General features: G+C 62.6%; 16 protein-coding genes and 1 tRNA gene. 3 read left to right on the top strand and 14 right to left on the bottom strand.

Translation table 11 applies throughout. The features are described 5' to 3' along the window. Window position 1: 1 nt before the first annotated feature. From V6N07_RS03825 to V6N07_RS03805, 5 genes are read right to left on the bottom strand one after another with little or no spacing between them, the layout of a single operon-like run. Window positions 2–1,519, bottom strand: a complete 1,518-nt coding sequence (locus V6N07_RS03825) for a sugar ABC transporter ATP-binding protein (protein WP_371154173.1) — start codon at window positions 1,517–1,519, stop codon at window positions 2–4. Continuing rightward, window positions 1,516–2,652 carry a Gfo/Idh/MocA family protein gene (locus tag V6N07_RS03820; protein ID WP_371154171.1) on the bottom strand — a complete coding sequence of 379 codons (1,137 nt, stop codon included), beginning with the start codon at window positions 2,650–2,652 and terminating at the stop codon, window positions 1,516–1,518. Before V6N07_RS03820 ends, V6N07_RS03825 begins: the two co-directional genes overlap by 4 nt. Then, entirely contained in the window at window positions 2,652–3,707 is a 1,056-nt protein-coding gene (locus tag V6N07_RS03815; RefSeq protein WP_371154169.1) for a sugar phosphate isomerase/epimerase family protein, read from the bottom strand. Before V6N07_RS03815 ends, V6N07_RS03820 begins: the two co-directional genes overlap by 1 nt. A gap of 19 nt (window positions 3,708–3,726) precedes the next feature. Then, complete coding sequence (gene xylA, locus V6N07_RS03810) at window positions 3,727–5,022, bottom strand: xylose isomerase (RefSeq protein WP_371154167.1); 1,296 nt, start codon at window positions 5,020–5,022, stop codon at window positions 3,727–3,729. A 5-nt stretch (window positions 5,023–5,027) separates the two neighbouring features. After that, window positions 5,028–6,080, bottom strand: a complete 1,053-nt coding sequence (locus tag V6N07_RS03805) for a LacI family DNA-binding transcriptional regulator (RefSeq protein WP_371154166.1) — start codon at window positions 6,078–6,080, stop codon at window positions 5,028–5,030. Window positions 6,081–6,343: 263 nt separating this feature from the next. Here V6N07_RS03805 and V6N07_RS03800 point away from each other — a divergent pair, with 263 nt between their 5' ends. Then, a complete protein-coding gene (locus V6N07_RS03800; RefSeq protein WP_371154164.1) occupies window positions 6,344–6,721 on the top strand; it encodes a hypothetical protein in 378 nt (125 codons plus the stop codon). A 32-nt stretch (window positions 6,722–6,753) separates the two neighbouring features. Here the strand turns inward: V6N07_RS03800 and V6N07_RS03795 are convergent, their stop codons facing one another. After that, the gene (locus V6N07_RS03795; RefSeq protein WP_371154162.1) at window positions 6,754–8,022 is read right to left on the bottom strand and encodes an ATP-binding protein; all 1,269 of its coding nucleotides are present in this window, start codon (window positions 8,020–8,022) and stop codon (window positions 6,754–6,756) included. Here V6N07_RS03795 and V6N07_RS03790 point away from each other — a divergent pair. Together V6N07_RS03790 and V6N07_RS03785 are read left to right on the top strand one after the other, a co-directional pair. Further along, the gene (locus V6N07_RS03790) at window positions 8,021–8,908 is read left to right on the top strand and encodes an MBL fold metallo-hydrolase (RefSeq protein WP_371154160.1); all 888 of its coding nucleotides are present in this window, start codon (window positions 8,021–8,023) and stop codon (window positions 8,906–8,908) included. The genes V6N07_RS03795 and V6N07_RS03790 overlap by 2 nt on opposite strands. A 59-nt stretch (window positions 8,909–8,967) precedes the next feature. After that, window positions 8,968–9,042 (top strand) — tRNA-Asn (locus tag V6N07_RS03785). A 692-nt stretch (window positions 9,043–9,734) separates the two neighbouring features. Here the strand turns inward: V6N07_RS03785 and V6N07_RS03780 are convergent. From V6N07_RS03780 to V6N07_RS03745, 8 genes are all read right to left on the bottom strand, one after another. After that, window positions 9,735–9,902, bottom strand: coding sequence for a hypothetical protein (locus V6N07_RS03780; protein WP_371154158.1), 168 nt, complete (start codon window positions 9,900–9,902; stop codon window positions 9,735–9,737). A gap of 785 nt (window positions 9,903–10,687) precedes the next feature. Next, window positions 10,688–11,074, bottom strand: a complete 387-nt coding sequence (locus tag V6N07_RS03775; protein WP_371154156.1) for a helix-turn-helix domain-containing protein — start codon at window positions 11,072–11,074, stop codon at window positions 10,688–10,690. Window positions 11,075–11,097: 23 nt separating this feature from the next. Then, a complete protein-coding gene (locus tag V6N07_RS03770; RefSeq protein ID WP_371154155.1) occupies window positions 11,098–11,478 on the bottom strand; it encodes a hypothetical protein in 381 nt (126 codons plus the stop codon). Next, window positions 11,471–12,493, bottom strand: coding sequence for a hypothetical protein (locus V6N07_RS03765; protein WP_371154153.1), 1,023 nt, complete (start codon window positions 12,491–12,493; stop codon window positions 11,471–11,473). The genes V6N07_RS03770 and V6N07_RS03765 overlap by 8 nt, the downstream gene beginning before the upstream one ends. Next, window positions 12,465–12,809: a hypothetical protein gene (locus V6N07_RS03760; RefSeq protein WP_371154151.1), complete on the bottom strand. Its 345-nt coding sequence runs from the start codon at window positions 12,807–12,809 to the stop codon at window positions 12,465–12,467. The genes V6N07_RS03765 and V6N07_RS03760 overlap by 29 nt, the downstream gene beginning before the upstream one ends. Beyond that, on the bottom strand, window positions 12,806–13,387 hold the full coding sequence (locus tag V6N07_RS03755) for an HK97 family phage prohead protease (RefSeq protein ID WP_371154149.1): 582 nt from the start codon (window positions 13,385–13,387) through the stop codon (window positions 12,806–12,808). The genes V6N07_RS03760 and V6N07_RS03755 overlap by 4 nt, the downstream gene beginning before the upstream one ends. Continuing rightward, a complete protein-coding gene (locus V6N07_RS03750; protein ID WP_371154148.1) occupies window positions 13,387–14,646 on the bottom strand; it encodes a phage major capsid protein in 1,260 nt (419 codons plus the stop codon). Before V6N07_RS03750 ends, V6N07_RS03755 begins: the two co-directional genes overlap by 1 nt. Next, a complete protein-coding gene (locus V6N07_RS03745; RefSeq protein WP_371155380.1) occupies window positions 14,640–14,948 on the bottom strand; it encodes an HNH endonuclease in 309 nt (102 codons plus the stop codon). Before V6N07_RS03745 ends, V6N07_RS03750 begins: the two co-directional genes overlap by 7 nt. Between the last annotated feature and the right edge of the window lie 9 nt (window positions 14,949–14,957).

Below are 14,957 nucleotides of genomic sequence, written 5' to 3'. Positions count from 1 at the left end.
CTCAGGCCACTTCGGGCGTTTGTTCGGCACGCATTCCCATCGACAGGCGGACGATTGCGTCTTCGGTGATATCACCTTCGGTCAGCAGGCCGCTGATCCGACCAAGGCGCATCACCAGAATACGATCCGCCAGGCCGATCAGTTCGGGCATTTCGGACGTGATGACGATGATGGCATGTCCCGCGTCGGCAAGCCGTCGCAGGAAGGCATAGATTTGCTGTTTCGTGCCGATATCGATGCCGCGTGTCGGCTCATCGACGATCAGGACGCGCGGTTCCGACAGCATGGTCTTGGCCAGCAACAGCTTCTGCTGGTTTCCACCGGACATGTTGCCGACCCGAACGTCGCGGGCGCCTGCACGGATGTCGAATTCGGCGATTGCGCGGGTCAGCGCCTCTTCCTCGGCGGCGCGATCGATCAGCATCCCGCCGAACTTGTGCAGGTTGGCGAGCGTCAGGTTTTCCCGCATCCCGCGTTCCAGCAGAAGGCCGCGCAACTTGCGGTCTTCGGTCAGGTAGCACAGCCCCGCCCGTTGCGCGTCGCCGGGGTGTCTGAACCGCACGGGGCGGTCGAACAATTCGATCCTTGCCGCGGAGGCGGGGCGCAGGCCCGCGAGCCCTTCCATCAGTTCGGTCCGCCCGGAGCCTATCAATCCGCCGATCCCGAACATCTCGCCCTGTCGCACGTCGAACGATACGCCCTTGGCAAAGCCGGGAACGCTCAGGCTATCGACGTTCAGGACGACAGGCGCCGTGGCGGCCACGCTGGGTTTGACAGGGTAGAGGTCCGAGACGTCGCGGCCCACCATCGCGGTTGCCATGGCGTCCTCTGTCAGGTCCCCCGTCGGCCCCGCGTGAACGACGTCGCCATCGCGCATGATCGTGATCCGATCCGAGATCGCCGCCACCTCGTCCAGCTTGTGCGACGTGAAAAGGATCGCGGTTCCCGCGTCGCGCAGCACCGCGATCTGTCTGAACAGCACGTCCGTTTCACGGTTGGTCAGCACGGCCGTCGGTTCATCCATGATCAGGACGCGCGCATCGCGGGACAGCGCCTTGGCAATCTCGACCATCTGCTTTTCCGAGTTCGACAGCTCGGAGACCAGCGCATCGGGTGACACGTCGCAGGCAACACGCGAGAGGTATTCGCGCGACAGGCGGCGCATCTCCCCCTTGTCCAGCAGCATCCCCCGCTTCAGTTCGCGTCCGAGGAAGATGTTCTGTTCCACCGTCAGTTGCTCGGCCAGGTTGAATTCCTGATGGATCATGACGATCCCGGCGGCTTCGCCGTCCTGCAGGCTGTCGAAGGTGACGGGCTGTCCGTTCAGCTCGACCCGGCCCGCGGTGGGCGGCTGATAGCCTGCAAGGATCTTCATCGTCGTCGATTTGCCGGCCCCGTTTTCACCGATCAGGGCGTGAACGCTACCCGCGGCCAGGGCGAGGTCGACATCGTGCAGAACTTCGACGGGGCCAAAGCTCTTGCTGACGTTCCTGAGGGCCAGAACCGGGGGTGTGGTCATAGCGTTGTCCAAGCTGCGTCCCTGGCCGAGGAGGCAACGCAGGCCCCGATGAACCGCATGCCGTCCATCCCGGCCTCTATGCCGGGCAGAACACCCATGGCGGCGGCGCGGTCCGCCCCGTCCTGCACGGCCCGGATCGCATCTGCGGCTTCGTTGTAGATCGTCGCGAAACCCTCCAGATACCCCTCGGGGTGGCCGCCAGGAATGCGGCTCACCGCCTGCGACAGGGCGCTTGCACCGGCACCATTTCGGGTCAGCAGACGCTTGGGTTCACCAAAGGGCGTGAACCACAGGTAATTCGGATCCTCCTGCGACCATTCCAACCCGCCCTTGTCGCCATAGACCCGCAGTTTGAGGCCGTTCTCGTTGCCGGGGGCGACCTGGCTCGACCACAACATGCCCCGTGCGCCACCTGCGAACCGCAGCATCATGTGCGCGTTGTCGTCCAGCGTGCGGCCCGCGCCGAATGCCTGAAGGTCGGCGGCCAGGCTTTCGACCTTCAGGCCGGACACGAAACAGGCGAGGTTGTGGGCATGGGTGCCGATATCGCCGATCGACCCGCCGGCGCCCGATCGCGTGGGGTCGGTGCGCCATTCCGCCTGTTTGAGCCCCTCGTTCTCCATAGGCGAGGTGAGCCAGTCCTGCGGATACTCTGCCTGCACGATGCGAATGTCGCCGAGGTCGCCCGCGGCCACCATTTCGCGGGCCTGCCTGACCATTGGATAGCCGGTGTAATTGTGGGTCAGGATGAACAGGGCAGGGGATTGGGTGACGGCAGTTTCCAGGGCTTTCGCGTCCTCGATGGTCGAGGTCAGGGGCTTGTCGCAAATCACGTGGATGCCCTGAGCGAGAAAGGCTCGCGCCGCGGCCGCATGGACGTGGTTCGGCGTCACGATGGAGACCGCTTCGATCCCGTCGTCGCGCGCGGCCTCGGCCTTGGCCATTTCATCGAAGCTGCCGTAGGAGCGCGGGATGCCAAGCGCCTCGGCGCTTGCCGCCGATTTCGCGGGTGTGGACGACAGCGCCCCGGCGACCAGTTCGAACCGGTCATCGATGCGGGCCGCGATGCGGTGGACGCCGCCGATAAAGGCATCGTTGCCACCACCTACCATGCCAAGACGTATGCGTGCCATCAGTCGATCCCCAACATGCTGCGATTGCCTGCCTCATCCGTGCCCCCGTCGGCGAAATCGTCGAAGGCCCGTTCGGTCACGCGGATGATGTGATCCTTGACGAACTGCGCCCCTTCGCGCGCGCCGTCCTCGGGGTGTTTCAGGCAGCATTCCCATTCGACCACGGCCCAGCCGTCGAAGTCGTTGGCCGCCATCTTGGAGAACACGGCACCGAAATCGACCTGACCGTCGCCCAGCGACCGGAAGCGGCCGGCCCGATCCACCCAAGGCTGATATCCTGAATAGACCCCCTGCCGCCCGGTCGGATTGAACTCCGCATCCTTGACGTGGAACATCCTGATCCGGTCTTTGTAGATATCTATATTGTCAAGGTAATCAAGGCACTGAAGGATGTAGTGGCTGGGATCGTACAGCATGTTGCAGCGCGCGTGGTTGTCCACCCGCTCAAGGAACATCTCGAACGTCACGCCGTCGTGCAGGTCTTCGCCGGGGTGGATCTCGTAGCAGATGTTCACGTCGTTATCCTCGGCATGGTCGAGGATAGGACGCCAGCGGCGGGCAAGTTCGTCGAACGCAGTCTCAATCAGGCCTGCAGGGCGTTGGGGCCAAGGATATACATAGGGCCAGGCCAATGCGCCGGAAAAGGACGCATGGTTCTTGATGCCCATGTTGGCCGAGGCGGAGATCGCCTTCATCACCTGATCGACGGCCCATTCCTGACGCGCCTTGGGGTTTCCATGCACGGAGGGGTCGGCAAAGCCATCGAAGGCGGCGTCATAGGCGGGATGCACCGCGACCAGCTGACCCTGCAGGTGGGTCGAAAGTTCCGTCACCTCGACGCCGTTTTCGACCGCCTTTCCCTTGAATTCATCGCAGTAGTCCTTGCTTTCGGCGGCCTTGGCCAGGTCGATCAGGCGGGCATCCCAGCTGGGCACCTGAACCCCCTTGTATCCGCAATCGGCGGCCCATTTCGTGATGCTGTCCCATGAATTGAAAGGTGCCTCGTCGCTGGCGAATTGTGCCAGGAACAATGCGGGACCCTGAATGGTCTTCATGATGGCTCTCCCTGTTCGCTTAGACGAAACGATTGACGATGTTTTCGAGGATCTCCTGGCGACCCGAACGCGGCTCCGGGGGCGTGCCGCCGGATTCGACCTGCGCGGCGATCGTGGCAAAGTCGCTGTCCAGCAGGGCCTTGCCCTCTGCACTGTCCCAGCCGGCGTATCGTTCGGCCCGCATGGCTTCCAACGTGCCGTCTTCCAGCATCGCGGCAGCCGCCTTGAGGCCCCGGGCGCAGACATCCATCGCGCCTGCATGGCCCGCGATCAGGTCGACGGGGTCCAGCGACTGACGGCGCAACTTGGCGTCGAAATTCGTCCCGCCCGTGGTAAAGCCCCCGGCCTTCAGAACCTCGTAATAGGCCAGCGCGACCTCGGGCACGTTGTTGGGAAACTGGTCCGTATCCCAACCGGACTGGTAGTCATTCCGGTTCATGTCGATGGACCCGAGAATACCCAGCGACGCCGCAAGCGCCAGTTCGTGTTCGAACGAGTGGCCCGCAAGGATCGCGTGGCCCTGTTCGATGTTCATCTGGACTTCACCTTCCAGACCGAACTCCTTGAGGAAACCGTAAACGGTGGCCACGTCGTAATCGTACTGATGCTTGCTCGGCTCCTGCGGCTTCGGCTCCACGAGGATGGCGCCCTTGAAGCCGATCTTGTGCTTGTATTCGACCGCCATCTGCAGGAACCGCCCCGCCTGTTGGCGTTCGCGGCGCAGGTCGGTGTTCAGCAGGGTCTCATAACCTTCCCGACCGCCCCAGAGGACATAGTTCTGACCGCCGAGCTTGTGCGTTGCATCCATGCAATTCTTGACCGTGGCCGCCGACCACGCGAAGATTTCCGGGTCGGGGTTCGTGGCGGCACCGGCCATGAACCGGCGATGACTGAACAGGTTCGCCGTCCCCCACAGCAGTTTCGTCTTCGACGCCTCCATCTTCGTGCCGAGGTAGTCGACCATCTCCTGAAAGTTGCGTAGACTTTCGGCGAAGGTATCGCCTTCGGGCCGGATGTCCGCGTCGTGCCAGCAGAAGAACGGCACGTTCAGCAGGTCGAACATCTCGAACGCAACATCCGCCTTCAGGCGTGCCGATTGCATGGACTCGTCGAACCACGGACGGTCGAATGTCGGGCCGCCAAACGGATCGCCCCCGGGCCAGGCGAACGAATGCCAATAGGCGACCGCGAAACGCAGGTGATCCTCCATCCGCTTGCCGGCCACGACCTCATCGGGGTTGTAATGCCGGAACGCGAGGTCGGTGCTGTCCGGGTCATAGGACAGGCGGTTCAGATCTTTGAAGAATTCGGTCATGTCTTTCAGGCTTCCATCGTATCGTTGAGCGTTTCGGCAGGCAGATTGTCCCGCACGTAGATTGTCGGCATCAGGTCGGGCAGGGGGGGCGGCGCCCTGTCGTCGATAAGCGCGCGCAGAATGGCGAAGGCGCGGTTGACTTCGACGTCAGGGCGCTGATCGATCACGAGGTCGATGTGCCCATCGGTCAGGGCCTGTTTGGAATGCCCGACCAGTTCGTGAACGACGCAGAACGGGCGGCTGCCCGCGGCTTTTCCGATCGCGTCGATCAACCCCCTGTTGCCCGCGCCCACATTGTAGAGGGCGGTCACGCGCGTATCCGCAGACAGCGCCGAGATGGTCGCCCTGTGAAGTTCGGAGGGGTCATCCTTTGTCAGGATCGGGGGCAGTACCGTCAGGTTGGGGAAATCCGCGGCGATCACGTCGCAGAAGCCCTGCAAGCGTTCTGCATGGTCCCGCGCCTCCATGGAGCCGACGAAGGTCTGGATCTTTCCCGGTCCGCCGGCATGGGCCATCCCGGTCAGGCGCGCGGCGGTGCGGCCAGCCACGATGTTGTCGATGCCGATATAGGCAGACCGGACTCCCTGTGGCAGGTCGGATACAAGACCGATGACGACAACGCCTTGATCACGCAGCTCCTCCAATGGCGTTTCGAGCAGCTGGCTTTGCAGCCCGACGATCGCGACCCCGTCGAAGTCGCGCCTGATCAGATCGACGATACCGTCGCGCAGGGCCTCGGCCGAAAAGGCGGAAACATCCACGATCTGTGCCCGGATTCCATCGGCCTTGAAGTGGTCGGCGGTTTGCAGGATGTGCGCGCGGATGCGACGGAAAAAGGCATTCGATCCGGTCGGGATCAGGAATGCGAGGCGATAGACCCGTTTGCGGGACAGGTTCGCGGCGGCGACATTGCGGACATAGCCCAGCCTTGCGACGGCCTCTCGCACCTTGTCGATAGACTTCTGCGCGACGTTTCCGCGGTTGTTTATGACGCGGTCAGCCGTTGCATAGCTGACGCCGGCCGCTTGCGCGACGTCGCTCAGTGTCGGACTTGCCATCTTTCCTCCCGGCAGCGGCGCTCCCTACTTCGCCGCTTGTCCCTGACGGTATTGCGAGGCCATGCAAGACGTCAATCATTTTCTGATAGACGCCAATCATTTTGCGGGCCGTGGGTCTGGGCGGATGGGTTCGGGGGGTATGCGGTCTTTCGCTGACATTCGGGGCACGAGGTTTGGCGGTGTGCTGTGCTCCGGTCAGAATCTGCGAGGATCGCCCCTTCGATTAACCCTTTCGTAAGGTTGCTGCGCCGATAGTCGCCGGCATGTTTCGACGTATCTGCACCTTTGCGCTCATCATCGCGGCCTCGGCCTGTGTCGCGACGGAGCCGGTATCCGTCTCACCCGCGCCCCTGTCCCCCTCCGATCTCGCACTGGCAGAGGGGTATATTCGCGAAACCCTGCGCGACCCGGATGGTGCGCGTTTCAGGCGGCCCGAAGGCTTTCGCACGGGGCAGGGTGATCGGATCGTCTGCGGCGAATACAATGCCACTAACGGGTTCGGCGGGTATGTCGGATACACCCCCTACTACATACGGATCAGGGGCGATTTCGTCGACATTGCCCATTTCGGCAACGGTCTGGGCGCTGTTGGTTGCGACAAGGCGCGCTCGGGCGAGGTTCAGGTCGCCGTCTCCGGGTAGGGTCCGGGTTACCGGCACGGCAATCGCAGGGCTCAGGTGGGCACGATGATCTGCGCCTTCAGCCCCCCAAGGTCGGATCGCCCGAGCCGCAAGCTGCCGCCATGGGCGCGCGCGACATCGCGCACGATCGAAAGTCCGAGGCCCACGTTGCCGGCCGTGTTGCTGCGCGCCGAGTCGAGCCGCTGAAAAGGCCTAGTCGCCGCGTCCCGGTCCGGCTCGGGAATGCCGGGGCCGTCGTCCTCGACCGTGAACATCAGCGTATGATCCCCCTGAGCGACATGCGCGCGGACCGTGGTGCCGTAGTTCAGGGCATTCGAAACAAGGTTGGACAACGCCCGTCGCATACCCTCGGGCATCAACTCCGCCTCGATCCGGTCGCCCGACACGGCCACGGGGCGGTCATGCGCGGTGCCTTCCACCGCTTCGGTCAGAAGGGCGAGCGCATCTACCTTGGTGCGCACATCCGTCGACCCCTCTCGGCTGAAATCGAGAAAGGTGTCGATTATCCGTTCCATCGCCGCGACATCGCGGATCAACCCCTCGACCTCGGTCTCGTCCATCATCGCCAATTCCAGTTTCATCCGGGTCAGCGGCGTGCGCAGGTCGTGGCTTACACCCGACAACAGAAGGGTGCGCTGTTCGATATGCCGCTCGATCCGCGCGCGCATGTCCAGAAAGGCGGTGCCCGCCGCGCGGACTTCGGTCGGGCCGCTGGGCCAATAGGCCGTCGACTGTCCGCGCCCGAAGGCTTCTGCGGCGCGCGCAAGCCGACGGATCGGACGGATCTGTCCGCGCATGAAGAAGAAGGAGATTGCCGTCATCAGCAAAGCTGTTCCGACCATCAGCACCAGAAGCTGATGCGGGTTCGACGCGGAAACGTTCGAACGGGGGAACCGCATCCAGGTGCCGTCGGCAAAGCCCAGTTGCACCGTCTTGCGCAGGGCCACCGTATTGACCGCCTCCAGATCATCGAAAGCCGCCTCCAGCACTTCGCGCATCGCACGACCGGACAGATCCCATATGCGCACGTGATCCTCTGCCGGACCCGTTCCCAGCGTGATCTCAAGGTCCGGAGCCAACGCCGGCCTTGCACGAACAAGGGCGATCTCGCGCATCATGTTCGTGGTCATCTGGACCGTCACGTCTTCGTAATGGCGTTGCAGGAACATTACCGCCACGGCAAGCTGGATCACGATGATCGGCAGGATCAGGATCAGCGCGGCACGTGCGTAGAAGCTCCGCGGCAGCCAGCGGCGGGACGCGGCGCGATGGGCAAGGGCAGGGTGGGACGGTGCAGACATGACGCAGAACTACAGTGCCGGGGATGAAGGGGAAAGCGGGCTGCTGCGATTGCTCGCACCCAACCCGTCGCCGATGACCAACGAGGGCACGAACAGCTATATCGTGGGCACCGATGATGTCGCGATCATCGATCCCGGGCCTGCCGATGCGGGGCACATGGCGGCGATTGTTGATGCTGTTGCCGGCCGCAGGGTGCGCGGCATCCTCGTGACCCACGCGCACCTCGATCACTCCCCCGCGGCGGCGCCGCTGGCCGCCCGTCTCGATGCGCCGGTCATGGCCTTCGGACCTGCGGACGCAGGGCGAAGTCCCACCATGCAGGGACTGTCTAACACCATCGGAGGGGGGGAGGGCGTCGACGCCGCCTTCCGGCCCGATGTCCTGATGTCGAGCGGGGACATGTTGACGGGACAGGGCTGGACCCTTCGCGGACATCATACACCCGGTCACATGGCCAACCATCTGTCGTTCGAATGGCCGGAACGACGGGCCGTCTTTACCGGTGACACCGTGATGGACTGGGCCAGCACCCTCATCTCGCCGCCGGATGGGGATCTCGGCCAATTCATGCGAAGCCTCGATCTGCTGGAGCGCCTCGACGCAGATCGCTTTCTGCCCGGTCATGGCGATCCCGTGCTTTGCCCCGAGGCGCGCTGTCGGGAGCTGCGCACCCATCGTCTGTCACGGGAGGCGTCCATTCTCGGCTGCCTTGATCAGCCCCGTACGGTCGAGAATATCGTGGCCGCGGTCTACACCGAAGTGCCCGCCGCGCTTGTCCAGGCCGCCGGCCGCAATGTCCTCGCCCACCTCGTCCACCTCAACGAGACGGACCGCGCCCGCGCCGTTCCATCCATCGCCCCGGGTTGTCGTTGGGTCAGGCGATAAAAAAACGTCCACCCCCTCTTGCGCCCCCGCCGCGCCTTGGCTAATCCCAGCCTCGGTATTCCGGCGTAGCTCAGCGGTAGAGCAGTTGACTGTTAATCAATTGGTCGTAGGTTCGATCCCTACCGCCGGAGCCAATCAATCTTCTTTTTATGTTATTTAACAGTATGATAGGGTAGAATGGCGCTTACCGTTACCCACACTGTTACCCTCAATTGATCCACTGGTTCGATCCCTTCTGAACGATGATGGTGGAGCGGGGATAGATTGCGGATCGAGCCGTATTCGTCCCGGAACGTCCAGCGCGCCCCACGGGCGGACAACGGGCGGACAACGGGGTGCATTTTCTGTAAGGCCCGGAGCGGCCCGTAGAGTGCCCATCTCGGTATCTGGCTTGCGCATGGTAGCCAAGGAAGTAGAGATGCCCCTGTAGCGGCCCTGTCAGGGCCTCCCTGGTATGCAGGCCAGCGGCCCGGTGGGCGGCAGGGACGGCTGCGCCGCTTGGCAGGGATGGTTGCGCCTGCGGCGCTTGGTAGGCGAGTGAGGAACTGTCGCTACGCCCGGTGCGGTCGGTAGGCTGGGCGCCTGCGGCGCAAGGTAGCTGGAGCAGGCTGGTTGTGACGGTGTCCTCTGCCCTCTTTCCTTTGTCAAAAACTAGACCGCCCGATAGCCGGGGCGCACCGCGGCCCAGTAGTTCCCGGTTGTTTATCTGGTTGTCTCTCTATGTGTGCCCTCAAGGGCAAAGGGGGGTGCCCTCCACGGCAGGGGGGTATGCCCTCTACGGCAGGGTGGTATGCCTTCAAGGGCACCCTGTTAAAAGTTAACGTCGTCACCGCATTTCGTCACATTTTTCCTGAGTTGCGACTTCTGCAACCTTCATCCACCGCTCCTCGAATGCTGAAAAGCGGTCGGCATCCTTCGATTGCGAGAAGTCTGCAACCAAGTCTCGCATCGTGTCGTGATGACGGTCCATAATACGGCGCATCACCTGTTTCATAAATGCTATGCTTCCCGTGTGTTTAACGGGACTATTCGCCCGCTCGGTCCTACCGTGGTTTGGAGACTGAGAACTTCTGTGTCCGTAAGGTTGGACAAGCGGGTCAAGACCAGAAAGAGGTTCGTGCTGGGCCTGTAATGAGGTCGGTAGTTGTCCTGCCAAGGCGTCTCGCACACGATTAAGCGGCGTTCCTTCAACTTTTTCACGGCGCCGCGAATTTGCTTCCTGCTCAGTGCGGTTTCGCGCTCAAGTTCGTCTCGGGTCTTCCATACCACCTGTGCAGATCAATTTTTGGCCCTGCACTGACCCGACGATGAAACTGCGCGGCGCGGAAACGCCATAGGAGATGCCGCAAGAGTGTAAGCACCGTCGTATCCATACTTCCGCCGCGCCCTGTGTCGGCGCATAGAAATGCTGTCACCATGTCTTCCGTCATCCTTTCCCATCCGAACGCATAGGGATGCCGCCAGTCCTCATTCAAATGGTGGTGCGTTCGTTGGGGAAGTTGCTCGAAAAACTCATTGGGACTAGCTGGAACGGCGCTTAGTCGGGGGTGGGTTCTTACTCTAACGGGCTTGTTTTCGTTCTGTTTTTGTGGCATCGTAGCCATGACGACAATCCTTTTCAGACGGGGTTGTTGTTCTTTTGTGAGGCCTCGGCGTTGATAGCGCCGGGGCCGTTTCCTTCGTAGCATGTCTGTTAGAAAAACTCAATAATGTCAGGTAGTTGTCACCCTACAGGGCTACATGTCAGCAATACTGACCCATTAAAGGACCGATACGGCCCTACTTATCCCTGTGGCGACTGTTGCCGCGCTGCATTTGGGCGATGCGTGCATTTTGCAGATCACGGGGGATAGCCTCCGCACCCGGTGCGCAGCCTTGCGTAAACAGTGCCGATAAGAGCACCGTCATAAACGGGATGCTGTAGGCGTAGGACAACGCATGGATCGTGCGCATTCCGGGCTTTTCGCTCCGCCATTTCTCAATCGATGACAGTTGTGAGCGTGACATGCAGGCGCGTCGCGCAGCTACGGCAAGATGCAACCCGGTCTGTTCTCGACGACCTTTCAGCAACTCCGCCAACGGCTGCACCTCGACGGGCTGTCCCTCGGCTTCCACCAGCGCACGCACCTCGTCCTCTAGGCCGTGCATTGCGGCAAGCTGCAGCAATATCTGTGTTGCCGGGTCCACGACTAGATGACTGGGGCAACGACGGGTGCGTCCCCTGTCCAGCGCCGTATCTGATAGATGGTGAAGACGCGTAGAGTGTCCGACCCGAGGGCAGACTTCACGGCATACCAAACCCCATCTTGATCGCGCAGGGCGGCTGGCGTCGTGGGCCAGTCTACGAGCAAAGCTGCCTGACCAACCCCGGCGGCCCCGCCAAGGGTCCGGTTGAACTCGTCCAGATCGGTCCACCGGATGCGTCCCTTGCACGTCTCAACCCACTGGACCTGTCCTGCCAAGGCCCGCCCCGTCGTCGCGTCGGCTACCTGCCGGAACACGTCGAATGTGCCGTAAGCCGGATTGACCCGGGCGGCGCGGATATGGGCGCTGCGGATGTGGTCAGTCATCGGCCCAACCCACCAGCTTCATATCGCGTTTAAGGTCCACGCCTGCCTTTACAAGCGCCCCCACAGACCGGGCCTTGCCCGCTGTGTCGGAGGCCATCATGGACGCACTGGACATACCTGTGACACCCACCTTGGCAAACTCCGGTGCAAGCTGTGGCGCCATCGGCTCAACCGTTTGCAGAACAAAGAGGCGGTAGGCTTCACGCATGGCCCCGGCGTTGCCGGAACCTGTCACCAGCGCGGGCGGGATGCCCGCCGCTGCCAAAACGCGATGGTGCAGCCCATCCACGGCAGGGTTCAAGTCTGCTTGTCGCAGGTCCGGGGTTAGGTCCACACGCCGGAACTCTTGGCCACGGGACTGCCCCACGTTGGTGGAAAAGTCGGCTTTGGAACGGATTGCGGCAAGACTGCCCCCGGCCTTCAAGCCCCGGATCGCCGCCGCTTGCTGTTCTTCGGGGACGGTATCGGGAAAAGGCAGGAGGCCCCGCCCCGTGTAGTCCATCGCATTGGCGATTGCGCCCTTTATGTCCGCCATCAGGCGCGGGCTGCCGCCCATCATCGTAAAGGGGCTTCGTCCAACCCATGGCGTCTCTGCCGCGCTGTTGATCGTCAACAGCATCACCTCTGCCGCCAGCGCCCGAACCGTCTCGGTTTCATTTGGACGGGCAAGGTGCAGGTGGAAACGCCCCGGGGCAACGTGATCCCAGTATGCTACCCGGTGCAAGGCAAGTTCGTTGCCCTCAATCCTGACATGCCAGCACGACTGCCCCCGCAAGGCGAGGTCCAAGCCTATGCTGGCCAAGACACCCGGCGTCAGAGGCCCTGCATCCGGTGCAGGATCAAGCATGGTGAACCCACGCGACCACATGCCCGCCGCCGTCGCCACCGTGGCAGACAGGGCCGCACTGCCGTCTAACGTCAAAGCGGATTGCCGGTGTGTAAGATACTCAGCAGTCACAGACGGAAACGCGGCCCGCTGTTCGATTTCAGGTTTCTTCTGTCGAAACGGCCACATTCCAAACCACCTCCGATGCCAAAAGGATGCCCGCGCCGCTCATCTTGAACAGCGGCCCAAGGCTTTCACGGGTCAACATGCTGTCGCTTGCCTGCATGACGCGGAACTCAGGGCGGGCGGGACTGTGGATTAACTGATAGAGGGCAAGGCACCGCACCGCCTCAACCACGTGTGGCCCGGCCTCCTCAGTGTCGTAGGTGCGCCCCGTGAACGTGTCCGCCAAACGCCATGACGCGGCCAAGATGGCGGTGGCGCGTTCTGCGCTCACGCCCGCCTCAAGGGCCACGTCCGCTGCGCTGATAACTGGGTAGGTCACGGTAGGATCACCCTGTGTCGGCACACCGGGTGCGCTGTTTGAAGCGCCCGCAACTCCGCCTGTGCGTCATCATACGCAGGCCGGGTCACGAGGCTCAGTTCATAGAGGACAAGGGACAGAATGGTGCGGATGAACACGCCTTCATTGCCCGGTTCCGGGTCCAGCCTTTCCGCCTCACCCACAGTGGATGCAGGCGGCACCCGGAAGCCCGGAGATATGCCAGTAACCAGACCAGCGCCCAGCATAGTGAGTGCATCTCGAACATGGGTCACGTCCTCTAGTTCCGGCGCGATGGTGGCCTCGAACGTCAGCGCTTCATCATCCGCTTGCAGGTTCAAGGACCCGTTCCGCCGACTGGCCAGCGGCTTGTCGAAGTCATGGCCGAACAAGAGGGAGACTTCCCGGTCCTCGTTTTCCAAGGTCCAGTTGAACGCACCGGGGGCGATGCGCTCTTTCCTGACTTTCCCCCTGTCAGCAATCACGGCCAGTGAGTTGAAGGGAAAGCGCCCACGCACTATGGGGCGCTTCCCGGCCCGCCGCACCTCAAGGTCAGCGGGCCAAAAGGTGCGACGTTCCATTACGCGCGGTCCTGCACGCCGGTCAGCTTGAAGTAGTGCGTAGCCGTGCGCTGGATCAGGACGTCCAAAAACGCAAACATGGTTAGCGCGACCTTGCCCGTCTTGCTCTCCGAATATGGGTCCACGATCAGTTCCGGGCTGCCCCATGTGGGCACGTAGGCGTTGTTGCTGCCCGCCCCGAAGTAGACTGTGCTGCCCCCCTTGTCGGTCGCGTCACGGTCCCCGCGCGGCGATACCTGACTGGACCAAAGGGTGGAAAACCCGGCGGCTTTGAGACGGTCCAGTTCGGACACGGCGGTCCCCGGAATGAGCGTATCCGCAAGCGTTTGGTGAACAATCGGGGCACCCGCGATGCGCACCTGCGACGGGTCCGACAACTTGGCCGTCTCTTGGATCATGGTCGCCTGCAACAGGAATTCAGAGAAGCTAGCCACGTCGTCCAGGGCATCGGTGCGGCCCCCGGACAGAACGGTGTCAAAACCCGCTGGTTCGGCACCCACGCCCGACCCTTGGAAGATGGCCCGGTCGATCCCTTCCCGCAGAACCTCTGCCAGATCACGGCGCAGGATGCTTTGCAGGGCGGAGTTCTGGCGGATCGCTTGCCGGGTCAGCAGGTAGCGCCCCGTGGCCGTGTGCATTGCGGGGCTGCGTGCGGTCGTCGTGATGGAGCCAGCGTCCGCACCGTCCCCTTCATTGACCCAAGACAAGCCGGTGCCCGACGTGATCTCTGGAAAGGACGGCGAACCCGTCACCTGCATCACGTTGACACCGAACCGACCCGCCGCCGACGTCTCGAAGAAACGCTCCAAGGCGTTCATGGTTGGACGGCTGGCCAGTTCGCCAGACGTGCCAGCGCTGGCGTCTGTCACCGCGTCCGCGCGTTGCTCAAGGGCTTCCCAAGGGAACCGTAGACCCTTCTGCCCCGCACCATGGCGCTGTTCCAGTTCTGCGGATACCTCCGCTTCGCGTCCGGTCAGCGGCTTGTTCCCTTCCATAGCCACGACGACAGCGGACATATCGAAGGACCGGCATTCGCGCTCCCAATCCGTTGCCGACTTATCGTTGGCCGGGATGGTTTCGCGTTCGGACTGTTCCACAAGCAGGGCCGCGCGCAGTTCGACTTCTGCCCCCTCGTAGGCGTCGGCGAGGCTGCGTAGTTCCGTGCGGCCCTCGTCGTTGATTTCATCGGCCTTCTGAATGTTGGCCATCTTTTCGCGGCGCTTGCTCTGAGCCAGCGTGATTTCCTGTGATTTCAGCATGGAAGTTCCTCTTGGGGTTCGTTCGTTGGGGAGATGCCCGCTGCGTTCAGAAACTGGTCGCGGCCTTGGACTTTCGTGCGTTGGGGCTGCTGTGGCCCGCGCTTCGTATGGCCAGCCCACCGTTCCGCATTGGTCTTGGCGGAATGGCAGGACGGGCAAAGGTATTGGAGGTTGGACGGGTCGTAGACGCCGATGCCGACGTCTTCGCAGACGCCGCGGGGCACCACATGGTCAACGTCTCCGGCCATGCCCAAATACGTGTTGCAGCGCTCGCATCGAAATGATGCACGATGCGCCACCATAGGCCGAAG

The organism is Jannaschia sp. 2305UL9-9 (genome assembly GCF_041403465.1).
Lineage (GTDB): Bacteria > Pseudomonadota > Alphaproteobacteria > Rhodobacterales > Rhodobacteraceae > Jannaschia.
Note: the sequence above shows the minus strand (reverse complement) of the source record. Positions and strands in the feature narration are given on the sequence as shown.